Source organism: Streptomyces camelliae, assembly GCF_027625935.1.
Classification (GTDB): Bacteria; Actinomycetota; Actinomycetes; order Streptomycetales; family Streptomycetaceae; genus Streptomyces; species Streptomyces camelliae.
Genome location: NZ_CP115300.1, coordinates 6,906,261 through 6,930,352, shown reverse-complemented (window position 1 = coordinate 6,930,352; position 24,092 = coordinate 6,906,261). Strand labels below are relative to the sequence as shown.

The window sequence follows — 24,092 nt, the reverse complement described above, 5'->3', positions numbered from 1 at the left end:
CGGGGTCAGTCCTCCAGTGCGGCGAGGCCGGGGAGCGTCTTGCCCTCAAGGTATTCGAGGGAGGCGCCGCCACCGGTCGAGATGTGTCCGAACGCCTTCTCGTCGAAGCCGAGCGTACGCACGGCCGCGGCCGAGTCGCCGCCGCCGACGACGGTGAAGCCGTCCGAGTCGAGGAGGGCCTGGGCCACGGCCTGGGTGCCTCCGGCGTAGTCGGGGTGTTCGAAGACGCCCATGGGACCGTTCCAGAAGACGGTCGCGGCGTCGGTGAGCTTCGAGGCGTAGAGCTCTCGGGTCTTCGGGCCGATGTCCAGGCCCTCCTGGTCGGCGGGGATCTTGTCCGCGTCGACCACGGTGTAGTCGGCCGGCGCCTTGGTCTTCAGGTCCGGGAACTCCCGGGCGACCAGGACGTCGACGGGGAGCACCAGCTCGACGCCGTTCTTCTCGGCGCGCTCCATGTACTCCGTGACAGCCGGGATCTGGTCCTCCTGCAGCAGGGAGATGCCGACCTCGTAGCCCTTGGCCTTGAGGAAGGTGTACGCCATGCCGCCGCCGATGAGCAGGCGGTCGGCCTTGCCGAGCAGCTGGTCGATGACGGCGAGCTTGTCGGAGACCTTGGCACCGCCGAGCGCGACGACGTAGGGGCGCTGGACGTCCTCGGTGAGCTTCTTCAGGACGCCGACCTCGGTGGCGATGAGGTGACCGGCGTAGTGCGGCAGCCTCTTCGGCAGGTCGAAGACGGAGGCGTGCTTGCGGTGCACGGCACCGAATCCGTCACCGACGTAGACGTCGGCGAGGGCGGCGAGCCGGTCGGCGAACTCGCCGCGCTCGGTGTCGTCCTTGGACGTCTCGCCGGCGTTGAAGCGCAGGTTCTCGATGACCGCGACCTGGCCGGGCTGGAGGCCGTCGACGGCGTCGTGGGCGGCGGGGCCGACGGTGTCCTGGGCGAAGGCGACCGGGGCGCCGAGCAGTTCACCGAGGCGTTCGGCGGCGGGCAGCAGCGAGAACGCGGGGTCCGGGGCGCCCTTCGGGCGGCCCAGGTGCGAGGCGACGACCACCTTGGCGCCGGCGTCCGCCAGGGCCTTGACGGTGGGCAGGACGGCGCGGATACGGCCGTCGTCGGTGATGGTGGTGCCGTCCAGCGGCACGTTGAGGTCGGCGCGGACGAAAACCCGCTTACCGCTCACGCCGTCGGCGAGAAGTTCGTCGATCGTCTTCATTGAGTGGACTCCTGAGGAGGGCTCGTGGTGCACCTGATCGTAAAAGGACGTGGTCCGGGCGCAGGACAGGGCCCGGACAGCGCGGCGGTGCGCTGCCCGAGCCCTGCTCTCACTTCAAGACCTTGCTACGACGATCAGAGCTGGCCACCGACGAAGACCGTGAGGTCCACGAGGCGGTTGGAGTAGCCCCACTCGTTGTCGTACCAGCCGATGACCTTCACGTTCTTGCCCTCCTGGACCATGGTCAGGGAGGAGTCGAAGGTGCAGGACGCCGGGGCGTTGACGATGTCGGAGGAGACGATCTGGTCCTCGGTGTAGTCGAGGAGACCCTTCAGCTCGCCCTCGGCGGCCTTCTGGAAGGCGGCGTTGACCTCTTCCTTGGTGACCTCGCGGCCGAGCTCGACGACCAGGTCGGTGACCGAGCCGGTCGGGACCGGGACGCGCATGGCGATGCCGTCCAGCTTGCCCTTGAGCTGCGGCAGGACCAGGGCGGTGGCCTTGGCGGCACCGGTGGTGGTCGGGATGATGTTCTCGGCGGCGGCGCGGGCGCGGCGCAGGTCCTTGTGCGGGAAGTCCAGGATGCGCTGGTCGTTGGTGTACGCGTGCACCGTGGTCATCAGACCCTTGACGATGCCGAAGTTCTCGTCCAGGACCTTCGCCATCGGGGCCACACAGTTGGTGGTGCAGGAGGCGTTGGAGATGACGTGGTGGTTCGCCGCGTCGTACTTGTCCTGGTTGACGCCCATCACGATGGTGATGTCCTCGTCCTTGGCCGGAGCCGAGATGAGGACCTTCTTGGCGCCGCCGGCGAGGTGCTTCTCGGCGTCCGCCTTGTTGGTGAAGATGCCGGTCGACTCGATGACGATGTCGACGCCCAGCTCGCCCCAGGGGATGTCGGCCGGGTTGCGCTCGGAGAGCACCTTGATGGTGTGACCGTCGACGGTGATGGTGTCGGCGGTGTGGGAGACCTCAGCCTTGAGGCGACCCAGGATCGTGTCGTACTTGAGCAGGTGCGCGGTGGTCGCCGTGTCACCCAGGTCGTTGACAGCCACAACCTCGATGTCAGCACCCTGCTCCAGCAGCGCGCGGAAGTAGTTACGCCCGATGCGGCCGAAGCCGTTGATGCCTACGCGGATCGTCACGAACCGATCTCCTCGTTGGTACGCCGGCCATGCGGTGCCGGCGAGCTCTGTTTGGGATGTCCCCGACCACCACCGACCCTACCCCGCTGAGGGCCCCGGGGTGACATCGAGATGGCCCATACACGGGCAGGCGGTCCGTACCCGCCAGTAGAGGTACGGACCGCCTCGGATCGGCAGTTGATTCACCCATATTCGGTAGGGAATGCCCGGCGGTTTTTACGCTCCGTTCACTCGTTCGTGAGCGCGTCGGCTCACTTGATCAGGGCTCGACGGGGTCCGTTTCGCGCACTGTTGAGAGGCCTCCCGCTCACCTGTTGGAACAAGGCGAGCAGGATCTGTCAACGTGGCGCCCCTCACGCGCCCGGCGCGGCGAACGCCGTCCGCAGCAGGGCCGTCCGGTCGGCCGCCGACGGCACCTGCTCCGGACCAAAAACCGAGCAGCACGGCGTCGTCCGCGGCGACCGCCGCATAGGTCCGGTACAGCGCCCCGGTGCCCCTCCAGTCCTTCAGTGCGGCCGGGCTGCCCGGGGGCGGTCCGGGCCCGTGTCAGGCGCCCAGGAAGGTCTCGAAGCCCTCGCTCTGCTTCGCCGTGCCGCCGGTCATGAGCGCGACGTCGTCGCCGGGCTCGGTGCCCCACATCAGCCCGGCGCTCAGGGCCGGCTCGTCGGCCGCGTCGACCCCGGTGAGGTCGACGGTGCGGGTGAGCCGCTGGTAGGCGTGGCCGGTGTGCGCGGCGGCGGCCCACCGCTTACGGTCGGGGCTCTCGGCGTCGTCGTACATCCGTGGGCGCCCAGGTAGGAGTGGGTCAACCGCTCCGTCACCGGAGTGACGGAACGTGCGCTACGGACACCGCCGGCTGCGCTGCGTCGTACGCGTCCGACTGCCGAGGCAGTAGAGGCGGTGGCGGTGCGCGCAGGTACCGTGGACCGGCGCGCCCCGAACGGTCTTGGGCGCACCGGTCATCCGCTTTCGCATCCCGGGCGGCGACGCGGATCGCGGCCGTGGTCCGAGCCGGGCGGGCGGAGTCCCTCACGACCTGACCACGTGGGCGCGGCCGGAGGCGGCGGAGAGGCCCTGACCCATCTCGCCGGTGAAACACGGGCCCCGCTCGCCGGCGCCGAACCCAACGTGCCAGATCGCTCAGCGATGCTGTCCCGGCCCAGTCGAAGCCCCGCAAGCTTCTGATGCAGGCCATCACACGATCGGGCTCACGCGGCCTCGCACACGCACGTGCGCCTCATGGACTCGCCACCGGAGCCTGGGCAGGCGTGAAGAAGCCGGCGCCGAAGCCTCAACCGGGCCTCCGCACTGGCCTGTTCACACGGGGTCGGTCAGCCGGCCAGGTTGTCCGCCAGCTCCTCGGTGAGGTTGGCCTCCGTGCCCGGGATGCCCAGGTCGGTGGCGCGCTTGTCGGCCATCGCCAGCAGGCGGCGGATCCGGCCCGCCACCGCGTCCTTGGTCAGCGGCGGGTCGGCGAGCGCGCCCAGCTCCTCCAGCGAGGCCTGCTTGTGCTCCATGCGCAGGCGCCCCGCGGCCGCGAGGTGCTCGGGCACCTCCTCGCCGAGGATCTCCAGCGCCCGCTGCACCCGGGCACCGGCGGCCACGGCGGCGCGGGCCGAACGGCGCAGGTTGGCGTCGTCGAAGTTGGCGAGCCGGTTGGCCGTGGCCCGCACCTCGCGGCGCATCCGGCGCTCCTCCCAGGCCAGCACCGACTCGTGCGCCCCGAGCCGGGTCAGCAGCGCGCCGATCGCGTCGCCGTCGCGGACGACCACCCGGTCCACGCCCCGCACCTCACGGGCCTTCGCGGCGATCGACAGCCGGCGGGCGGCGCCGACCAGCGCGAGCGCGGCCTCCGGACCCGGGCAGGTCACCTCCAGGGAGGAGGAGCGGCCGGGCTCGGTCAGCGAGCCGTGCGCCAGGAAGGCCCCGCGCCAGGCCGCCTCCGCGTCGCAGGTGGCCCCGGAGACCACCTGCGGGGGCAGCCCGCGGATCGGGCGGCCCCGGCCGTCGACCAGACCCGTCTGGCGGGCCAGCTGGTCACCGCCCGCCACGACCCGGACGACGTACCGCGAGCCGCGACGCAGCCCGCCGGGTGCCATCACGATCAGCTCGGAGCTGTGGCCGAAGATCTCCAGGATGTCCCGCTTGAGGCGACGGGCCGCCATCGCGGTGTCCAGCTCCGCCTCGATCACGATGCGCCCGCTCACCAGGTGAAGGCCGCCGGCGAACCGCAGAATGGCGGAGACCTCCGCCTTCCTGCAGCAGGTCCGGGTGACGGGGAGCCGGGAGATCTCGTCCTTCACCGCTGCCGTCATCGCCATGGGCCGATCCTTCCATGCATCCGAAAAATACGGTCGTACGCGGCGGCCAACAGCTCCGGGTCGTGCCGGGGAGTGCCGTCGGTCCGGGCCACCGGCGCCAGCTCGACCGCGGCTCCCAGCCGCTCGGCGGCCTCGGTGAGCGAGTCGCGGTCGGGCACGGCGGCCTCGTCGGCCAGCACCACGTCCAGGGCGAGTTTAGGGGCGTGTCGCCCCAAAACCTCCAAATGACGCTGCGGTGAGAAGCCCTCTGTTTCTCCGGGCTGCGGGGCGAGGTTCAAGGACAGCACCTTGCGTGCCTTGGTCTCGGTGAGCGCGTCCAGCAGCTCGGGGACGAGCAGGTGCGGGATCACCGAGGAGAACCAGGAACCGGGGCCGAGCACCACCCAGTCCGCGTCCAGTACCGCGGCGACGGCCTCCGGGACGGCCGGCGGGTCGTTCGGCACCAGGTGCACCGACTGCACCTCGCCCGGCGTGAGCGCGACCGTCGCCTGTCCGCGCACCGTGTCCACGTCGTCCGGGCGCTCCGGGTCGTGCCCCTTGACCAGGGCCTGCAGCTCCAGCGGTACGGCGGACATGGGCAGCACTCGGCCGTGCGCGCCGAGCAGCTTGCCGACCAGGTCCAGGGCCTGCACATGGTCGCCGAGCTGCTCCCACAGGGCGACGATCAGCAGGTTGCCGACCGCGTGCTCGTGCAGGTCACCCTGGGACTGGAAGCGGTGCTGGATGACCCGGGCCCAGGTCTGGCCCCAGTCGTCGTCGCCGCACAGCGCGGCCAGCGCCTTGCGCAGGTCGCCGGGCGGCAGCACGCCCAGCTCGTCCCGGAGCCGGCCGCTGGAACCGCCGTCGTCGGCCACGGTGACGACGGCGGTGAGGTCGCCGGTGATCCGGCGCAGCGCGGCGAGCGAGGCGGACAGGCCCATGCCGCCCCCGAGCGCGACGACCTTGGGCTGGGCTCCCCGGCGGCGGGGCCGGCCGCCGCGGGGCTCGGCCGGGCGGCCGGCGCGCGACTCGGGCACCATCCGGCGCAGCCTGCTCAGCCGCGGTGTACGTTCCGTCATTCCCGTCCCATGTCCCGGTGTACGACCACCGTCTCCACGCCCTCGGCCGCGAGACGCGCGGCGAGCTTCTCCGACATCGCCACCGAGCGGTGCTTACCGCCGGTACAGCCGATGGCGATGGTCACATACCGCTTGCCCTCGCGCCGGTAGCCGGCCGCGATCAGGCGCAGCAGCTCGGCGTAGCGGTCGAGGAACTCCTTCGCGCCGGGCTGGTTGAAGACGTAGGCGGCGACTTCCTCGTTGAGCCCGGAGTACGGGCGCAGCTCCGGGACCCAGTGCGGGTTGGGCAGGAACCGCATGTCCGCGACCAGGTCGGCGTCGACCGGCAGGCCGTACTTGAAGCCGAACGACATGACGGTGGCCCGCAGCTCGGGCTCCTCCTCGCCGGCGAACTGGGCGTCCATCTTGGCGCGCAGCTCGTGCACGTTGAGGCTGGAGGTGTCGATCACCAGGTCGGCGTCCCCGCGCAGCTCGCGCAGCAGCTCACGCTCGGCGGCGATGCCGTCCACGATGCGGCCGTCGCCCTGGAGCGGGTGCGGGCGGCGCACCGACTCGAAGCGGCGCACCAGGGCCTCGTCGGAGGACTCCAGGAAGACGATCCGTCGGGTGACGCCCCGGGTGTCCAGGTCGGCGAGGGACTCGCGCAGGTTGTCGAAGAAGCGCCGGCCGCGCACGTCCACGACGACGGCGATCCGCGCCACGTTGCCCTGCGAGCGGGCGCCCAGCTCCACCATGGTGGGGATGAGGGCGGGCGGGAGGTTGTCCACGACGAACCAGCCGAGGTCCTCCAGACACTTCGCCGCCGTCGACCGGCCCGCTCCGGACATGCCGGAGATGATCACCAGTTCGGGGATGGCCGCTTCGGGGGCCGCGGCCGCCGTGACGTCCGTACTCACCTGTGCTCCGTTTTCCTGGACCGCGTGCTGATCGCCGGCCGCCGCCTGGGGCCGGTCCTGGCCCCCTTCCTCGGGCGCCGTATCTCGCTCTGTCGTGGGCTGTGCGTCGTGCTCGGTCATGTCTCCTGCCCCCGTCGTTCGTCCGGGAGACCCGCGGATACGGGCTCCCCCGAGGAACCGCCCGTCGTGTCGGGTTCCTCGTCTTCAATGATCTCTCCGGTCGCCGTGTTCACGGCGGGTGCGGCCGGGGCCGCCTGGGCGAGGGCCGCGGCGATGGTCTCGGCCGTCTTCCGGCCTATCCCGGGCACCTCCTGGATCTGTTCGATTGTGGCGGCCCGGAGCTTCTTCACCGAGCCGAAATGCTTGATGAGCGCCTGTTTGCGGGTCTCGCCCAGGCCGGGGACGTCGTCCAGGGGGCCGGCGCGGAAGCGTTTGGCCCGTTTGGTGCGCTGGTAGGTGATCGCGAAGCGGTGGGCCTCGTCCCGCACGCGCTGGAGCAGATAGAGGCCCTCGCTGGTGCGCGGCAGGACCACCGGGTCGTCCTCGCCGGGCACCCAGACCTCCTCCAGGCGCTTGGCGAGGCCGCACACGGCGATGTCGTCGATGCCCAGCTCGTCCAGGGCGCGCCGGGCCGCCGCGACCTGCGGCTGGCCGCCGTCGACCACGACGAGCTGCGGCGGGTAGGCGAACTTCCTGGGGCGGCCGTCGTCGTCCTTGAGGGAGTTCGTGATCTCGTCCGTGCCGGTCAGCACGGACTCGCCACCGGCCATGGCCTCCTCGCCGTCGGCCCACTCCCCCGTCCGCTCCTTCTCGGCGAGGTAGCGCCGGAAGCGGCGGCTGATCACCTCGTGCATGGAGCGGACGTCGTCCTGCCCGGCGAAGCTCTTGATCTGGAAGCGGCGGTACTCACTCTTGCGCTGCAGGCCGTCCTCGAAGACGACCATGGAGGCGACCACGTCGTCCCCCTGGAGATGTGAGATGTCGTAGCACTCGATCCGGAGCGGGGCGCTGTCCAGGTCGAGGGCCTCGGCGATCTCCTCCAGGGCACGCGAGCGCGTGGTCAGGTCGGAGGCGCGTTTGGTCTTGTGCAGGGCGAGGGCCTGCTGGGCGTTGCGCTGCACGGTCTCCATGAGCGCCTTCTTGTCGCCGCGCTGCGGGATGCGCAGCGATACGTTCGCCCCACGGCGGCCGGTCAGCCACTCCTGGACCGGCTCGACCGGCTCGGGCAGGGCCGGGACCAGCACCTCCTTCGGCACGGCGTCCCCGGTCTCCTCGCCGTACAGCTGCTGCAGGGCGTGCTCGACCAGTGCGCCGGTGGTGACGTCCTCGACCTTGTCGGTCACCCAGCCGCGCTGGCCGCGCACCCGGCCACCGCGCACGTGGAAGATCTGGACGGCCGCCTCCAGCTCGTCCTCGGCGACGGCGATGAGGTCGGCGTCGGTCGCGTCGGCGAGCACGACCGCGTTCTTCTCCATGGCCTTCTTCAGGGCCTCGATGTCGTCGCGCAGCCGGGCGGCTCGCTCGTACTCCATCTCCTCAGCCGCCGCCATCATCTGCTTTTCCAGCCGGCGCAGGTAGGTGCCGGTGCGTCCGGCCATGAAGTCGCAGAACTCCTCGGCCAGGTCCTGGTGGTCCTCGGGGCTGATCCGGCCGACGCAGGGGGCCGAGCACTTGCCGATGTAGCCGAGCAGGCAGGGCCGGCCGGTGCGGGCGGCGTTCTTGAACACGCCGGCCGAGCAGGTGCGCACCGGGAAGACGCGCAGGAGCAGGTCGACGGTGTCCCGGATGGCCCAGGCGTGCGCGTACGGCCCGAAGTACCGCACGCCCTTCTTCTTGTGACCGCGCATCACCTGCACGCGCGGGAACTCCTCGTTCATCGTCACCGCGAGGTACGGGTAGCTCTTGTCGTCGCGGTACTTGACGTTGAACCGGGGGTCGTACTCCTTGATCCAGGAGTACTCCAGCTGGAGCGCCTCGACCTCCGTGGACACCACGGTCCACTCCACGGACGCGGCGGTGGTCACCATCGTCCGGGTGCGCGGGTGCAGGTTCGCCAGGTCCTGGAAGTAGTTCGCCAGGCGGTGGCGCAGGCTTTTCGCCTTTCCGACGTAGATCACCCGGCGGTGCTCGTCACGGAACCTGTACACCCCCGGAGAGTCCGGGATCTCACCCGGCCTGGGGCGGTAGCTGGAGGGGTCGGCCATGTCTCACACCCTACTGGCGAGCACCGACACCGCGTCGGGCCTGTGGACAACGCCCGCCCCGCGCCGCTCACCCGTCCCCGCACCACCCCGTATCGGCCGACGGCACACCGTTGTCGATCACCTGCTGGACGATCCGGAGCGCCGCGCCGAGCAGCACGGTGTCCTCGTCGGGGTACGTGTCGCACTGCCCGTTCGCGAGCCGGAAGCCCCCGCTCACGCCCCCGGCTCCGGCTCCGGCTCCGGCTCCGGCGGTGATCGCGCGCCCGCCCGGGTCGTCGTCCCCGTCGAGCAGCATCACCAGAGCGCGTGCGACGGTTCCGGCGGCGCGCCATGCCCCGGCCGGGTGGGGTCATGGCGGGTTCGGGGTGTTGTCGGGGTCTGGTCAACACGCTTCAATGCGGGGGAACTCGGGGCCGAGCACGTCCGCACAACGGGACGCGGCTTGTGCAGCCACGGGCGTCCACAGCGCCCACGAGGGTGACCCCGCACACCAGCGCAGACGGTCTGACCAGCCGTAGCGACACCTCACAGAAAGGCGCCTCGGCATGCGGCATGCCACCGAGCACGCGGACGTCCCCACCGCGGAACTGGACACGGCCCTGCGGGGCGGCCCCTTCCACGTGGCGCTGCGCGCCGCGATCGCCGCTCGCGGACTGCCGCTCCAGCGCGTCCAGCACCATCTGTCCCGGCACGGGGTCAAGGTCGGGGTGACCAGCCTGAGTTACTGGCAGCAGGGCGCCCGCCGCCCCCAACGCCCCGAGTCGCTGCGGGCTGTACGAGCACTGGAGGAGATCCTCCAGCTGCCGGACGAGTCACTGATCCGGCTGCTCACCGACGCCCACGAACGCACGGCCGCCGGCCACCCGGGGACCCGTTCCTACCGCGCCCTCATCGAGGCATCCGACGTCCTGAACCGGCTCCGGGCCGATCTCGGCAGGCCCTGCGACGACGGACTGCACACCCTCGGCCATCACGAACACGTCCGGATCGGCGCCCGGCGCGAGCTGGCGGGCCGCGAGGCTCACCACATCGTGCGGGCCCACCGTGACGGCGTCGACCGGTTCCTCGCCGTGCACCACGGCGACCCCGGCTGCCGGCCGCAGGACATCAGGGTGCGGGCCCTGGAGAACTGCCGCACAGGACGCATCCGCTGGGACCAGGACACCGGCGTACTGGTCGCCGAGCTGCTCTTCGGCAACCGGCTGCGCTCCGGCGAGACCTTCCTCTTCCGGTACGGCATCGAGGACGGCACGGCCGGGCCCTCCCGCGAGCATCTGCACCGCTTCTGCGCGCCCGGCGGCCAGTACGCGCTCCAGGTCCGCTTCGACCCGGCCGCGCTCCCGGCACACTGCCACCGCTTCACCCAGCCCTCGACGGCGGCCCCTCGCAGCGGCCGCCAGGAACTGCCGCTCACCGGACCCCACCACTGCGTCCACGTGGTCGAGCCCCGCATCCGGCCGGGCATCGTCGGCATCGCCTGGGCCTGGGAGTGAAGCCCCTCGCGCCGCAGGCCGGTTGACGGCAGGCGGGGCCTGCAGGGGCCGCGTCGGCCTTCGGTCAGGCGCCCGGCCCGGCGATGATCCTGCCGCCCGCCGCCTTCACCGGCAGCTCGGCGAGGGGCTCGGTGGCCGGCTGCTGGACCACCTTGCCCGACGTGGCGTCGAACTGGCTGCCGTGGCAGGGGCAGATCAGGGTCGTCCCCTGCAGCTTGTTGATGGCGCACCCCGCGTGCGTGCAGATGGTGCTGTACGCCTTCAGGGCACCGCTCTTGTCACGGCTGACGACCACGTTGTGATCCCGGTACAGCTTGGCGCCGCCCTCCGCGATCTCGCTCTCGGCACCGAGATCGACCGGCGCGGTCGGGGTGGCCGAGGCCGAGGCACCGCCCGGCCCTGAGCACGCGGCCAGGCCCAGCCCGGCGACCGGGGCCACGGCGGCCCCACGAAGGACGGTACGACGGCTCGCGGACGGTCGGGCGGGCATCTGGAACTCCAGTGGTCAAGGGCTGTGCAGGGCGACCATACCCGGGCAGAAGGGCCGGTCCTGCGGCGGGGGCGGGGAGCTGGACGGACAGGGGCGGGGAGGGGCGGGGAGGCGGGCGTGTGAGCGATGAGGAGCGCGGAGGGCGCGGGGGCAGGGGTGCTGTGGCGGGGCGCGGTGGTGGAGAGCGCGATGGTGCGAGGCGTCACGTGCGCGCTGGGGGCGAAAGTGCGGTGCGGTGCGGGCCCGGGCGATGGGCCGGAAGCTGTCCGGGCGGAGGACGTAAACGCTTGCGCAAGCGTTTACGCGGAGGTGCTCGATGGGATACGTTCCGGGCCGGAGCCCCAGCAGGGGCCGGTAATGCCAGCCTTGACGGTTCAGAGAGGGGAACGCGATGGCCACCATGGCGGACGTCGCTCGCCGTGCCGGTGTCTCCGTGGCGACCGTCTCCCACGTCCTCAACGACACGCGCCCGGTGCTGCCCCACACCCGCCAGGCCGTGCTGGACGCCATCGACACCCTGGGCTACACGCCCAACACCCTGGCCCGCTCCCTGGTGACCTCCCGCACCCGCTCCATCGGGCTCGCAGTGTCGGCGATCAGCAATCCCTACTTCACGGAGATCCTGCAGGGCGTCGAGGCCGCCGCCCTGGACGCGGGATACAGCCTGCTCATCGCCGACCCGCACGACGACCCCGGACATGAACGCAAGGTCGCTCAGCTCCTCCATGAGCGCCGGGTGGACGGCATGATCGTCGCCCCCTCCGCGCGTCCGCACGCCCTCGTCGGCTACCTCCGCCGCCACACCGTCCCCACCGTGTTCCTGGACCGGATGATCGACACCCAGGTACTGGGCGCCGTCCCGGCCGGTGGCGAGGAGGGCACCGCGCCCGGCCAGGACGTGCCGTGGTGCGACCAGGTCTGCGCGGACGGCGCTGGACCGACCGCCCGCCTCGTCACCCATCTCGCCGGAATGGGACACCGGCGGATCGGGATGGTCGCGGGCCTGCCCGGGCTGAGCACCACCGAAGAACGCGTCGCCGGCTATCTGGACGGCCTCACCGCCGCCGGTCTGGCGCACGACGAACAGCTTCTTGTGTCCGGCGACTCCGAGTCCGCCGGTGCCGAGCGGGTCACGGCGGCCCTGCTCGCGCTGCCCGATCCGCCCACGGCCCTGGTCACCGCCAACAACGCGATGACCATCGGCGCGCTGCGCACTCTGCGCCGGCACGGACTGTCCGTCCCCGACGACATCGCCCTGTGCTGCTTCGACGACTTCGCCTGGGCGGACCTGTTCTCGCCCCGGCTCACGGCCATCGCCCAGCCCAGCAGGGAGCTGGGCGCCCAGGCCGTGCGGGTGCTGCTGGACCGGCTGGGCGAGCCTGGCAGGCCGACCCGGACGCTGCGGCTGTCGTGTGCGTTCGTGCACCGCACGTCCTGCGGCTGCCCGGAAGAGCCGGTCGGGGCCGGGAGAACCGAGCACACCGACCCATCCACGCTGTCCGAGAAGGGAACCGTCTCGTGATCGTCGTCGCCGGTGAGGCACTGATCGACCTGGTACCGCAGGGCCCCGGCGCCCTCGCGGACCTCAAGCCGGCGCTCGGCGGTGGCCCGTACAACACCGCCGTCGCCCTGGGCCGGCTCGGCTCCCCCACCGCGTTCTGCTCGCGGACCTCGCGCGACGCCTTCGGTGAGGCCCTGCTCGACGGGCTGCGGCGGGCAGGCGTCGAGGTGTCGGGTGTCCAGCGCGGGCCGGAGCCCACGACCCTGGCGGTGGCCACGCTCGACGCCGGCGGCTCCGCCGCCTACTCCTTCTACGTCGACGGCACGGCCGACCGGCTGTTCACCGCGCCCGCCGTGCTGCCCGCCGGCACGCGCGCGGTGTCCTTCGGCACCTGCTCGCTCGTCCTGGAACCGGGGGCGAGCGCCTATGAGGAGCTGATGCACGCGGCGGCCGGGCAGGGGCTGTTCACCGCGCTCGACCCCAACATCCGGGCGGGACTGATTCCGGACGCGGACGCCTACCGGGCGCGTTTCAAGAGCTGGCTGCCCTCGGTGACGCTGCTGAAGCTCTCCGCGGAGGACGCGGAGTGGCTCGGCGGCACTCCGCGCGAGTGGCTGGCCTCCGGGCCGTCGGCGGTCGTGGTGACCCGGGGCGGAGACGGTCTGACGGTGTTCACGCGGGACGGCGGGGAGTACTCCGTGCCGGGTGAGCAGGTCGCCGTGGTGGACACCATCGGCGCCGGTGACACGGTGAACGCGGCCTTGCTGCACGGGCTGCACGCCCAGGACGCGCTGTCCGCGGAAGCGCTGGCCACCCTCGGGACGGAGGGCTGGAGGCGGCTGCTGCGCTTCGCGGCCAGGGCGGCGGCGATCACCTGCTCGCGGGCGGGGGCCGAGCCGCCGTACGCGGCCGAGCTGGGTGAGTGGTGAACCGTCTGTCTTCCCTGTGCTGTTGACAAGGTGCGGCCGGACCTGCGGTGTGCGTAGGTCTGTCGCACCGCGGAGCCGGGCTGGCTGATGGATGAACGAACGGCGCCCCGTGGGGAGTTCCCACGGGGCGCCGATTTCTTGATGTCGCGGCAGATCTTTTCGATGTGGTGTCAGGCCTTGCGGGTCCGGGTCGTCTTCTTCGCCGGGGTGGCCTTCGTCGTGACCGCGGCGGCCTTCTTGGTGGCCGTGTTGTTGGCCTTGGCCGTCACCGTCTTCTTCGCCGTCGACTTTGCCGCGGCCGTCTTCCTGGCGGTGGTGGTGCGCGGCGCCTTCACCGACTGCGCGTCGCTGATGCGGTCGGCGCCGAGGATCTCGCGCAGGAACTTGCCGGTGTGGCTGGCCGGGACCCCGGCGACCTCCTCGGGCGTGCCTTCTGCGACCACGAGGCCACCGCCGGCGCCGCCTTCGGGGCCCATGTCCACGACCCAGTCGGCGGTCTTGATCACGTCGAGGTTGTGCTCGATGACGATGACCGTGTTGCCCTTGTCGACGAGGCCACCGAGGACCGTCAGCAGCTTGCTGATGTCCTCGAAGTGCAGACCGGTGGTCGGCTCGTCCAGGACGTAGACCGTCCGTCCGGTGGACCGCTTCTGCAGCTCGCTGGCGAGCTTCACCCGCTGTGCCTCACCACCGGAGAGGGTGGTGGCGGACTGGCCGAGGCGGACGTAGCCGAGGCCGACGTCCTTCAGCGTCCGCAGGTGCCGGGAGATGGCCGGGACCGCCTCGAAGAAGTCGGTGGCCTCCTCGATCGGCATGTTCAGCACGTCGGCGATGGACTTGCCCTTGTAGTGGACCTCCAGGGTCTCCCGGTTGTACCGGGCGCCGTGGCAGACCTCGCACGGGACGTAGACGTCCGGGAGGAAGTTCATCTCGATCTTGATCGTGCCGTCGCCCGCGCAGTTCTCGCAGCGGCCGCCCTTGACGTTGAACGAGAAGCGGCCGGGCTGGTAGCCGCGGACCTTCGCCTCGGTGGTCTCGGCGAACAACTTGCGGATGTGGTCGAAGACTCCGGTGTACGTGGCCGGGTTGGACCGCGGGGTGCGGCCGATGGGCGACTGGTCGACGTGCACGACCTTGTCGACCAAGTCGTCGCCGTCCACGCGCGTGTGCCGTCCGGGGACGTTCCTCGCGCCGTTCAGCTCGCGTGCCAGGTGCGTGTACAGGATGTCGTTGACCAGCGTCGACTTGCCGGAGCCGGAGACGCCCGTGACGGCCGTGAACACGCCCAACGGGAAGGACACGTCGATGTCCTGAAGGTTGTTCTCCCGGGCGCCGTGCACCGTGAGCCGGCGGGACGGGTCGTGGGGACGGCGGATGTCGGGCAGCGGGATCGACTTGCGGCCCGAGAGGTACGCGCCCGTCTGGGACTCGGTGTTCGCGAGCAGTTCCTTCAGGGAGCCGCTGTGCACGACCTTGCCGCCGTGCTCGCCGGCGCCGGGGCCGATGTCCACGACCCAGTCGGCGACCTTGATGGTGTCCTCGTCGTGCTCCACGACGATGAGTGTGTTGCCCATGTCGCGCAGCCGGACCAAGGTCTCGATCAGCCGGTGGTTGTCCCGCTGGTGCAGGCCGATGGAGGGCTCGTCGAGGACGTACAGCACGCCGACGAGGCCGGAGCCGATCTGGGTGGCCAGGCGGATGCGCTGGGCCTCGCCGCCGGAGAGGGTGCCCGCCGCGCGGTTGAGCGAGAGGTAGTCCAGGCCGACGTCGACCAGGAAGCGCAGCCGCTCGTTGACCTCCTTCAGCACCCGCTCCGCGATCTTCTTGTCGCGGGCGTTCAGCTTCAGCTCGCCCAGGAAGTCCGCGCAGTCGCTGATCGACATCGCGGAGACCTCGGCGATCGACTTGTCCATGATCGTGACCGCGAGGACGATCGGCTTCAGACGCGTGCCCTCGCAGGTGGGGCAGGGCACCTCGCGCATGTAGCCCTCGAAGCGCTCGCGGCTGGCGTCGCTCTCGGACTCGCTGTGCCGGCGCTTGACGAAGGGCACCGCGCCCTCGAAGGGCGTGGTGTACACGCGCTCGCGGCCGTAGCGGTTGCGGTAGCGCACCTCGATCTGGGTCTTGTGGCCGTAGAGCAGGGCCTTCTTGGCGCGCTGGGGCAGGCCCGCGAAGGGGATGTCCGTGCGGAAGCCGAGCGCGTCGGCGAGGGCGCCGATCAGCCGGCCGAAGTAGTCCTTGGTGTGCCCGTGCGACCAGGGGTGGATGGCGCCCTCGTCCAGCGTCTTGTCCGGGTCCGGGACGATCAGCTCGGGGTCGACCTCCATGCGCGTGCCGATGCCGGTGCACTCGGGGCAGGCGCCGAAGGGCGAGTTGAAGGAGAAGGAGCGGGGCTCCAGCTCCTCGAAGGACAGGTCGTCGTACGGGCAGTACAGGTGCTCCGAGTACATGCGCTCGCGCTCGGGGTCGTCCTCGGGGAGGTCGACGAAGTCGAGCACGATCATGCCGCCGGACAGGCCGAGCGCGGTCTCCACGGAGTCGGTGAGGCGGCGCTTGGCGGAGTCCTTGACCGTGAGGCGGTCGACGACCACCTCGATGGTGTGCTTCTCCTGCTTCTTCAGCGTCGGCGGGTCGGAGAGCTGGATCGTCTCGCCGTCGACGCGCGCGCGGGAGTAGCCCTTGGTCTGGAGGTCGGCGAAGAGATCGACGAACTCGCCCTTGCGCTCGCGCACGAGCGGCGAGAGCACCTGGAAGCGGCTCCCCTCCGGCAGCTCCAGGACCTTGTCCACGATGGCCTGCGGCGACTGGCGCGAGATCGGGCGGCTGCACTCGGGGCAGTGCGGCTTGCCGATGCGCGCGAAGAGCAGTCGCAGGTAGTCGTAGACCTCGGTGATGGTGCCGACCGTCGACCGCGGGTTGCGCGAGGTCGACTTCTGGTCGATGGAGACCGCCGGGGACAGACCCTCGATGAAGTCGACGTCCGGCTTGTCCATCTGGCCGAGGAACTGCCGGGCGTACGAGGAGAGGGACTCCACGTAGCGACGCTGGCCCTCCGCGAAGATCGTGTCGAAGGCCAGGGAGGACTTGCCCGACCCGGACAGGCCCGTGAAGACGATGAGCGAGTCACGAGGCAGGTCGAGCGAGACATTCTTGAGGTTGTGCTCGCGCGCGCCACGGACGATGAGACGGTCGGCCACGCCGGTCCGCACCTTTCTTGAGAGAAGTGACAGGGGCGGGGCCCCCGTGCTTCTTCAGACTAGGGGGAGCCACTGACAACGTCGGTCGGATTGCCCGGTTGCATAACAACCCCCGGCCATCCAGCATGCCCGACGCCACCATCGACGATATAGCACGTGCTTTCGATTTGCGGACGAGCTTCACCACCTTCACCCAAAGGTGTGGCGGGGCTAGGGTCAGGCCCATGACTGATCACGCTCATGACCTGGCATGTGTACGTGAAGCGACCGGACGACTCCTCGACGCGGTCGCCGAACTGGACAACGCCTCGCTCGCCGAGCCGTCACGGCTTCCGGGCTGGAGTCGCGGGCACGTTCTCGCCCACCTCGCCCGCAACGCCGACGCACTCGTGAACGTTCTTGAAGGCCGACCCATGTACGCGAGCGCCGAGGTGCGCGACGCCGACATCGAACGCGACGCCCCGCGCCCCCTCGACGCCCAGCTCGCCGACCTGCGGGAAAGCGCGGCCCGCTTCCAGGCTGCGGGCGACGCGCCGGCGGACTGGTCGCGCACCGTCGAGCTGCGCAACGGGGTCACCGACTCCGCGTCCCGGGTTCCGTTCCGCCGGTGGGCCGAGGTGGAGCTGCACCACGTGGACCTCGGGATCGGGTACGAGCTGGAGGATCTTCCGGCGGAGTTCACCGAGCGGGAGATCGACTTCCTGGCGCGGCGCTTCGCCGGGCACGCGGAGGTGCCCTCGACCGGCCTGTCCGCCCATGGCCGGAACTGGACCACGGGCGGTGGCGCGCAGGGTGAGGCGGTCGCCGCCGAGGGGACGCCCGCCGACCTCCTGGGCTGGCTCGCCGGGCGGCGCGACGGCTCCGGCCTGACCGTGAAGGGCGCGCTGCCGAAGCTGCCTCCGCTGTAAGCCGTCGGCGGTCCGCAGGACCTGTCCCGCTATAGGCTGATGACCATGACGTACACCGGAGAGGTCAAGGTCGGTGGAGCGGCGCAGGTGCACGAGCTCAAGGACCTGATGATCACGAAGATCGCGGTCGGCTCGATGGACAACAACGCCTATCTGCTGCGCTGCCGCGCCACCGACGAGCAGCTCCTGATCGATGCCGCGAGCGAGCCGAGGACGCTGCTCAACATGATCGGTGACGACGGCATCGCGTCCGTCGTCACCACCCATCAGCACGGTGATCACTGGCAAGCGCTCGCGGAGGTCGTCGCGGCCACGGGCGCGCGTACGTACGCGGGCCGCGAGGACGCCTCCGGTATCCCGGTGCCCACCGACGTGCTCGTGGACGACGGCGACGTCATCAGGGTGGGCAACGTGGAGCTCATCGCGCGGCATCTGGTGGGGCACACCCCGGGTTCGATCGCGCTCGTCTACGACGACCCGCACGGCCACCCGCACGTCTTCACCGGCGACTGCCTCTTCCCGGGCGGCGTCGGCAACACGCACCGCGATCCGGCGGCGTTCGCCAGCCTGATCCACGACGTGGAGACGAAGATCTTCGACGTGCTGCCCGACGAGACCTGGGTCTATCCCGGGCACGGCAACGACACCACGCTGGGCGCGGAGCGCCCGCAGCTGCCGGAGTGGCACGCGCGCGGGTGGTGAGGGCGGCTCGGATCACGCGCGCCGGGCGTACGTCTCGCGCGTGCGCCCGGCGCTTCCTCGCTTGTGCGCGCCCCGTGTGAACGCTTCACACGCACCCGACTCCCGTGCGCGCTCCCGGACTTGGGCGTCGCGCAGTCAACTGGTGGCAGCCCCGCACGGGATGACGGCTCCTGTGCGGAGGGGCCGCCGGTCCTCCCACCCCGCCCTCGACCGGCGGCCCAGGCCGGCGGCCGACGCGTGGCAAGGTGCACGAGGGATGTTCACACAGCCGCAACACCCGTTCCCACCATGCGGACAGTTACCGCTGTGACCTGGACAAACAAGGGCTCCGCTGCCAATCTCCCGCCATGTACCCTGCCCCGCGCACCCTGCGCCGCGCGATGACCGCCGCCACCGTAGCCCTGCTCGCCACCGCCGTCGGCTGTGCTCCGCAGCCCGACGAGAAGGCCTCGGCCGCTCCGTCCGGCTCGGCCGCAAAGAGCTGCGCCCCGGGCAAGTTGGCCACCAAAACGTCCGGGAAGCTCACGATCGCGACGGACGAACCGGCGTACGAGCCCTGGTTCAAGGACGACAAGCCCGCCAACGGCAAGGGCTTCGAGTCGGCGGTCGCCTATGCGGTCGCCCAGCAGCTGGGATACGGCAAGAACGCGGTCGTGTGGCAGAGCGTGCCGTTCAACAAGGCGTTCGCGCCCGGTGTGAAGACCTTCGACTTCGACATCAACCAGGTGTCGATCAGCGACGAGCGCAAGAAGGCCGTGGACTTCTCCTCCGGCTACTACGACGTGCGCCAGGCCGTGATCGCGCTGAAGGGCAGCAAGGCGGCGAACGCGCGGAGCATCGCCGACCTCAAGAAGCTGAAGCTGGGCGCCCAGGTGGGCACCACGAGCCTCAACTACATCACCGATGTGGTGAAGCCGTCGCAGGACCCCGCCGTGTACGGCAAGAACGACCAGGCCAAGTCCGCGCTGAAGAACGGTCAGGTGGACGCCATCGTCACCGACCTGCCGACCGCGTTCTACATCACCGCGGCCGAGGTGACGGACGCGAAGATCGTCGGCCAGTTCGAGAACCAGGGCGGCACGCCCGAGCAGTTCGGGCTGGTGCTGGACAAGGGCAGCGCGCTGACGTCGTGCGTGAGCGGCGCCGTGGACGCCCTGCGCAAGGACGGCACGCTGGCCGGGCTGGAGAAGCAGTGGCTCTCGGACGCCGTCGGCGCCCCGGTGCTCAAGTGACGGTCACCAAGGGCGATTCGGCCCGGGAGGGGGCCGACGACAAGGGAGACATGACCGGCGCCGGTGACGGCTATGCGCCCTCCGCGCGGCGGCTGGAGCGCGAGCGCTACAAACGCGCGCGTGCCCGCCGCGCCACGGCCGTCGCGGCGCTCTCGACGCTCGTCACGGCCGCCGTGCTCTATCTGGTCGTGGTCGACGCGCCGGGCTGGCCGCGCACCAAGGAGACGTTCTTCAGCGCGCAGTACGCGCGCGAGGCGCTGCCGAAGGTCCTCGAAGGGCTGTGGCTGAACGTCCGCCTGCTGGTGATCTGCGGCGCCGCCGTCCTGGTCCTCGGCATGCTGATCGCCATCGCGCGCACCCTGCGCGGCCCGGTGTTCTTCCCGCTGCGTGTGCTCGCGGCGGCGTACACGGACTTCTTCCGCGGGCTTCCGCTGATCATCAACCTGATGATCGTGGTCCTGGGCGTGCCGGCGCTGCGCCTGCAGGGCGTGACGGTCGATCCGGTGCTGCTCGGCGGGACGGCGCTGACGCTGACGTACTCGGCGTACGTGGCCGAGGTGTTCCGCGCCGGCATCGAGTCCGTCCACCCCTCGCAGCGGGCCGCGGCCCGCTCGCTGGGCCTGACCAACCGGCAGGCGCTGCGCTACGTGGTGCTGCCGCAGGCGGTGCGCCGTCAGGTGCCGCCGCTGCTCAACGACCTGGTGTCGCTGCAGAAGGACACCGGTCTGGTGTCGATCGGCGGCGCGGTGGACGCCGTACGCGCGGCCGACATCATCGTGGGCCGCAGTCTGAACTACACGCCGTACATCGTCGCCGGGCTGGTGTTCGTGGCGCTGACCATTCCGATGACCCGCTTCACGGACTGGGTGACGGCCCGGATGGACCGGCAGCGGGCGCAGGGAGGATCCCTATGAGCGACGCGCCCGTGCTGCGCATGGAGTCCGTCCGCAAGACCTTCGCCGGCTCCGTCGTCCTGCGCGATGTCGACCTGGAGGTCGCCCCGCACACGGTGACCGCGCTGATCGGCGCCTCCGGTTCGGGCAAGTCGACGCTGCTGCGCTGCGCCAACCTGCTGGAGGAGATCGACGACGGCGCGATCTGGCTGGACGGCGAGGAGATCACCGATCCCCGCACCGACCAGGACGCGGTGCGGCGCCGGATCGGCGTCGTCTTCCAGGCGTACAACCTCTTCCCGCACATGACCGTGCTGGACAACGTCACGCTGGCGCCGCGACGGGTGCACGGCGTCTTCCGCGAGGAGGCCGAGGAAAGCGCCAGGGGGCTGCTGGAGCGCCTCGGACTGGGTGACAAGGCGAATGCCTATCCGGACCGGCTCAGCGGCGGTCAGCAGCAGCGTGTGGCGATCGTACGGGCTCTCGCGGTGCGGCCCCGGCTGTTGCTGCTGGACGAGATCACGGCGGCGCTCGACCCGGAACTCGTCGGGGAGGTGCTGGAGGTGGTCCGCGGCCTCAAGGACGACGGCATGACCATGGTGCTGGCGACGCACGAGATGGGCTTCGCGCGGGACGTCGCCGACCAGGTCTGTTTTCTGGACGGCGGCGTGGTCCTGGAGCGCGGCACCGCCGAACAGGTCTTCGGCGATCCGCAGCAGGAGCGCACCCGGCGCTTCCTGCGGCGGATCGTGGAGGCGGGCCGGCTGTAGCTACGCTTCGGCCTGGACCGCGCCGGCCAGGGCGGCCACACGCTCGACGCCGAACACGTATCCCTGCACTCCGCATCCGGCGATCACGCCGTCGGCGCGCAGCGAGACGTAGGAGTGGTGCCGGAACGACTCGCGCTGGTGGATGTTGGAGATGTGCACCTCCAGCACGGGCATGCCGTCGCAGGTGTTGAGCGCGTCCAGAATCGCGACCGAGGTGTGCGAGTAGGCACCGGGGTTGATGACGATCCCGCAGTGGCTCAGGCGCGCCTCGTGGATCCAGTCGACCAGTTCGCCCTCATGGTTGGACTGCCGGAAGTCCACCGTGCCGCCGTGCGCGGCCGCCGCCTTGGCGCACAGCGCCTCCACATCGGCCAGCGTGTCCTTGCCGTAGATCTCGGGCTGGCGCTGGCCGAGCAGGTTCAGGTTGGGCCCGTTGAGGATCATGATCGGGGCGTTGGCCAGGGTGCGGGGCACGGTTCCTCCGGTCCGTTCGGGGCGGTGCGTCGACGACCGCCGCTCGCACCCGGTCTATCACGGTGGCCGGAGCGGACGGCGAGGCGTGCGCTCCGTCGCGTGGGCGCACACTCCGGTGGCTTGATCACTCCATGCGCTCCCCGTAACCCTTGATCACGATGGGTAGTTGACGCGACATGGAGCCTGTACGCACCGTAAGCACACCCTCGATGCCCCGGCTCGCCGCGGCCTCGCTGGCGGGGACCGCGATCGAGTTCTACGACTTCTTCGTCTACGGGACGGCGGCGGCCCTGATCCTGGGGCGGCTGTTCTTCCCGACGTTCTCGCCGCTCGCGGGGACGCTGGCGGCGTTCGGGACGTTCGGGGTGGGGTTCGTGGCGCGGCCGCTGGGCTCGGTGCTGTTCGGCCACCTCGGCGACCGGCGCGGACGGCGGCCGGTGCTGGTTCTGTCGCTGCTGCTCACGGGCGCCTCGACGGTCGCGGTCGGCTGCGTGCCGTCGTACGGGTCGATCGGCGTCGCCGCGCCGGTCCTGCTGCTCCTTCTGCGCTTTCTGCAGGGTCTGGGGCTCGGCGGAGAGTGGGGCGGGGCGGTGCTGCTGACCGCCGAGCACGCGCCGCCCGGCCGACGCGCCCTGTGGTCGAGCTTTCCGCAAGTGGGGCCCGCGATCGGGTTCGTGCTCGCCAACGGGGTGATGCTGGCGCTGTCGGCGACGCTGTCCGACGCGGAGTTCGCGCGCTGGGGATGGCGGGTGCCGTTCTGGGCGGCCGGCGCGCTGGCGCTGGGCGGGCTGTGGCTGCGCTCGTCGCTCGCCGAGAGCCCCCGGTTCCTGGAGATCGACGACCACGCGCGCGTGCCGTTCGTCGAGGTCGTACGGCATCACGGGCGGCTGGTGCTGCTGACGGCCGGGGCGCTGGCCGCCGGGTACGCGATCTTCTACGCCGTGACGACCTGGTCGCTGGCGTACGCGACGGAGCGGCTCGGGGTGAGCCGGACGGTGATGCTGACCTGTGTCATGGCCGCGGTGGTGGTGAAGGCGGCCCTCACGCCGTTCATGGCGCTGCTCGGTGACCGCTACGGGCGCCGGCCGATGTGCCTGACCGGGTGCGCGGCCTGCGGTCTGTGGATGCTCCCGATGGTCGCGCTGCTGGCCACCGGCCAGCCGCTGCTGATGTTCCTCGGCATCCTGGGCGCCCTGGTCTCCTTCATCACCATGTTCGCGGTGATCGCCGCCTATCTGCCGGAGCTGTACGAGGCACGAGTGCGCTGCACGGGCGCCGCTGTCGGCTACAACCTCGGCGGTGTCCTGGGCGGCGCCCTCACCCCGATCGTGGCCACGGCGCTCGCGGAGCACAGCGGGCGGGTCCCCTGGAGCGTGGGCGTCTATCTCACGGGTGTTGCGCTGCTCAGCCTCGTGTGCTTCGCCCTGCTGCCCGAGACCCGCCCGGTGCCCGTACCGGTGGTGGAGCCCGTCACGGGTTGATCGCCAGCTCCAGGTAGGCCGCGAAGACAACCAGATGGACGCCGCCCTGCAGCGGGGTGGCCCGGCCCGGCACCACGGTCAGGGAGCTGACCACCACGGTCAGCGCGAGCAGCAGCATGTGGGTCGACCCGAGGCCGAGGACGAGCGGACCGGACAGCCAGACGGAGGCCAGGGCGACAGCGGGGATGGTCAGGCCGATGCTGGCCATGGCGGAGCCGAGCGCCAGGTTGAGACTGGTCTGGACCCGGTCGCGGCGGGCGGAGCGCAGCGCGGCGATCGTCTCGGGCAGCAGCACCAGCAGGGCGATGATCACACCGACGACCGCCTGCGGCAGACCGGCCGCCTCCACGCCCGACTCGATGGTGGGCGACACGCCCTTGGCCAGACCCACCACACCGATCAGGGCCAGGCCGAGCAGGCCGAGGCTGAACCGGGCGGCTCGCGCGGACGGCGGCTGGGCGTGGGTGTCGGCGGTGATGACCTCGCCCTGCCGGGTGATCGGCAGGAAGTAGTCGCGGTGGCGCATGGTCTGTGTGGCCACGAACAGGCCGTAAAGGATCAGTGAGGACAGCGCGGCGAACGTCAGCTGCACCGGGGAGAACTCGGGTCCAGGCTTGCTCGTGGTGAAGGTGGGCAGCACCAGGCTGAGCGTGGCCAGCGTCGCCACGGTCGACAGGGCGGCGCCGGTGCCCTCGGGGTTGAAGACCGCGGTGCCGTGCCGCAGGGAGGCGACGAGCAGGCAGAGCCCGACGATGCCGTTGCAGGTGATCATCACGGCGGCGAAGACGGTGTCCCGCGCCAGGGTGGAGCTCTTGTCGCCGCCGTCGGCCATCAGTGTCACGATCAGGGCCACCTCGATGACCGTGACGGCGATGGCCAGAACGAGGGAGCCGAAGGGCTCGCCGACACGATGGGCGACCACTTCGGCGTGGTGCACGGCCGCGAGGACGGAACCGGCGAGCACGACGGTGACCAGGCCCACGACCGCGCTCGGCAGGTCACGGCCCCAGGTGAAGACCAGGAGGACGACCGCGAGCACCGGCACGAGTGTCGTCCATTGCCGGATGAGCGGCCGGAGCCCAGTGATCATGCGGCGATCGTCGCAGAGACCTACGGGATTCGCATTCTGCTCTTTTCGGATACCTTGCGTCCTTTCTGTTCCACCCATACCGCCGGCGGGAGGG

Annotated in this window: 21 protein-coding genes; 9 read left to right on the top strand and 12 right to left on the bottom strand. The window is 70.9% G+C overall.

The annotated features are described in order from the left end of the window. Positions 1-5: 5 nt before the first annotated feature. The 8 genes from O1G22_RS31725 to O1G22_RS31690 all read right to left on the bottom strand — a co-directional run bounded on the left by O1G22_RS31725 (position 6) and on the right by O1G22_RS31690 (position 9,133). Positions 6-1,217: a phosphoglycerate kinase gene (locus tag O1G22_RS31725; RefSeq protein ID WP_270084449.1), complete on the bottom strand. Its 1,212-nt coding sequence runs from the start codon at positions 1,215-1,217 to the stop codon at positions 6-8. Positions 1,218-1,351: 134 nt separating this feature from the next. Then, complete coding sequence (gene gap, locus O1G22_RS31720) at positions 1,352-2,359, bottom strand: type I glyceraldehyde-3-phosphate dehydrogenase (protein ID WP_270084448.1); 1,008 nt, start codon at positions 2,357-2,359, stop codon at positions 1,352-1,354. 546 nt (positions 2,360-2,905) lie between these two features. Continuing rightward, positions 2,906-3,139: a hypothetical protein gene (locus O1G22_RS44945; protein WP_428986421.1), complete on the bottom strand. Its 234-nt coding sequence runs from the start codon at positions 3,137-3,139 to the stop codon at positions 2,906-2,908. Positions 3,140-3,690: 551 nt separating this feature from the next. Continuing rightward, positions 3,691-4,680, bottom strand: coding sequence for a DNA-binding protein WhiA (gene whiA, locus O1G22_RS31710; protein WP_225096507.1), 990 nt, complete (start codon positions 4,678-4,680; stop codon positions 3,691-3,693). Then, positions 4,671-5,738 carry a gluconeogenesis factor YvcK family protein gene (locus tag O1G22_RS31705; RefSeq protein WP_225096508.1) on the bottom strand — a complete coding sequence of 356 codons (1,068 nt, stop codon included), beginning with the start codon at positions 5,736-5,738 and terminating at the stop codon, positions 4,671-4,673. The genes whiA and O1G22_RS31705 overlap by 10 nt, the downstream gene beginning before the upstream one ends. Then, the gene (gene rapZ / locus O1G22_RS31700; RefSeq protein WP_270084447.1) at positions 5,735-6,754 is read right to left on the bottom strand and encodes an RNase adapter RapZ; all 1,020 of its coding nucleotides are present in this window, start codon (positions 6,752-6,754) and stop codon (positions 5,735-5,737) included. The genes O1G22_RS31705 and rapZ overlap by 4 nt, the downstream gene beginning before the upstream one ends. After that, entirely contained in the window at positions 6,751-8,838 is a 2,088-nt protein-coding gene (uvrC, locus tag O1G22_RS31695; protein WP_270084446.1) for an excinuclease ABC subunit UvrC, read from the bottom strand. The genes rapZ and uvrC overlap by 4 nt, the downstream gene beginning before the upstream one ends. 67 nt (positions 8,839-8,905) lie before the next feature. Then, positions 8,906-9,133: a hypothetical protein gene (locus O1G22_RS31690; RefSeq protein WP_270084445.1), complete on the bottom strand. Its 228-nt coding sequence runs from the start codon at positions 9,131-9,133 to the stop codon at positions 8,906-8,908. A gap of 250 nt (positions 9,134-9,383) precedes the next feature. On the opposite strand from O1G22_RS31690, the gene O1G22_RS31685 reads away from it, so the two are divergent. After that, on the top strand, positions 9,384-10,331 hold the full coding sequence (locus O1G22_RS31685) for a hypothetical protein (protein WP_270084444.1): 948 nt from the start codon (positions 9,384-9,386) through the stop codon (positions 10,329-10,331). A gap of 64 nt (positions 10,332-10,395) precedes the next feature. On the opposite strand, the gene O1G22_RS31680 is transcribed toward O1G22_RS31685, so the two are convergent. Then, positions 10,396-10,821, bottom strand: coding sequence for a QcrA and Rieske domain-containing protein (locus O1G22_RS31680; protein WP_270084443.1), 426 nt, complete (start codon positions 10,819-10,821; stop codon positions 10,396-10,398). Positions 10,822-11,212: 391 nt separating this feature from the next. Here O1G22_RS31680 and O1G22_RS31675 point away from each other — a divergent pair, with 391 nt between their 5' ends. Next, complete coding sequence (locus tag O1G22_RS31675; RefSeq protein WP_270084442.1) at positions 11,213-12,343, top strand: LacI family DNA-binding transcriptional regulator; 1,131 nt, start codon at positions 11,213-11,215, stop codon at positions 12,341-12,343. Then, on the top strand, positions 12,340-13,251 hold the full coding sequence (locus O1G22_RS31670) for a carbohydrate kinase family protein (protein WP_270084441.1): 912 nt from the start codon (positions 12,340-12,342) through the stop codon (positions 13,249-13,251). The genes O1G22_RS31675 and O1G22_RS31670 overlap by 4 nt, the downstream gene beginning before the upstream one ends. 170 nt (positions 13,252-13,421) lie before the next feature. On the opposite strand, the gene uvrA is transcribed toward O1G22_RS31670, so the two are convergent. Next, complete coding sequence (gene uvrA, locus O1G22_RS31665; RefSeq protein ID WP_270084440.1) at positions 13,422-16,448, bottom strand: excinuclease ABC subunit UvrA; 3,027 nt, start codon at positions 16,446-16,448, stop codon at positions 13,422-13,424. 224 nt (positions 16,449-16,672) lie between these two features. Here uvrA and O1G22_RS31660 point away from each other — a divergent pair, with 224 nt between their 5' ends. The 5 genes from O1G22_RS31660 to O1G22_RS31640 all read left to right on the top strand — a co-directional run bounded on the left by O1G22_RS31660 (position 16,673) and on the right by O1G22_RS31640 (position 20,953). Beyond that, complete coding sequence (locus tag O1G22_RS31660; RefSeq protein ID WP_270084439.1) at positions 16,673-17,356, top strand: maleylpyruvate isomerase family mycothiol-dependent enzyme; 684 nt, start codon at positions 16,673-16,675, stop codon at positions 17,354-17,356. 45 nt (positions 17,357-17,401) lie between these two features. Continuing rightward, the gene (locus O1G22_RS31655; protein ID WP_270084438.1) at positions 17,402-18,058 is read left to right on the top strand and encodes an MBL fold metallo-hydrolase; all 657 of its coding nucleotides are present in this window, start codon (positions 17,402-17,404) and stop codon (positions 18,056-18,058) included. A gap of 347 nt (positions 18,059-18,405) precedes the next feature. Continuing rightward, on the top strand, positions 18,406-19,290 hold the full coding sequence (locus O1G22_RS31650) for an ABC transporter substrate-binding protein (protein WP_270084437.1): 885 nt from the start codon (positions 18,406-18,408) through the stop codon (positions 19,288-19,290). Continuing rightward, a complete protein-coding gene (locus O1G22_RS31645) occupies positions 19,287-20,204 on the top strand; it encodes an amino acid ABC transporter permease (protein WP_270084436.1) in 918 nt (305 codons plus the stop codon). The genes O1G22_RS31650 and O1G22_RS31645 overlap by 4 nt, the downstream gene beginning before the upstream one ends. After that, a complete protein-coding gene (locus O1G22_RS31640) occupies positions 20,201-20,953 on the top strand; it encodes an amino acid ABC transporter ATP-binding protein (protein ID WP_270084435.1) in 753 nt (250 codons plus the stop codon). The genes O1G22_RS31645 and O1G22_RS31640 overlap by 4 nt, the downstream gene beginning before the upstream one ends. On the opposite strand, the gene aroQ is transcribed toward O1G22_RS31640, so the two are convergent. Continuing rightward, complete coding sequence (aroQ, locus tag O1G22_RS31635) at positions 20,954-21,427, bottom strand: type II 3-dehydroquinate dehydratase (protein WP_270084434.1); 474 nt, start codon at positions 21,425-21,427, stop codon at positions 20,954-20,956. It lies immediately after the preceding gene. A gap of 209 nt (positions 21,428-21,636) precedes the next feature. Here aroQ and O1G22_RS31630 point away from each other — a divergent pair, with 209 nt between their 5' ends. Then, on the top strand, positions 21,637-22,908 hold the full coding sequence (locus tag O1G22_RS31630) for an MFS transporter (protein WP_270084433.1): 1,272 nt from the start codon (positions 21,637-21,639) through the stop codon (positions 22,906-22,908). Here the strand turns inward: O1G22_RS31630 and O1G22_RS31625 are convergent. After that, positions 22,898-23,998, bottom strand: a complete 1,101-nt coding sequence (locus tag O1G22_RS31625) for a calcium:cation antiporter (RefSeq protein WP_270084432.1) — start codon at positions 23,996-23,998, stop codon at positions 22,898-22,900. The genes O1G22_RS31630 and O1G22_RS31625 overlap by 11 nt on opposite strands. Positions 23,999-24,092 lie beyond the last annotated feature (94 nt).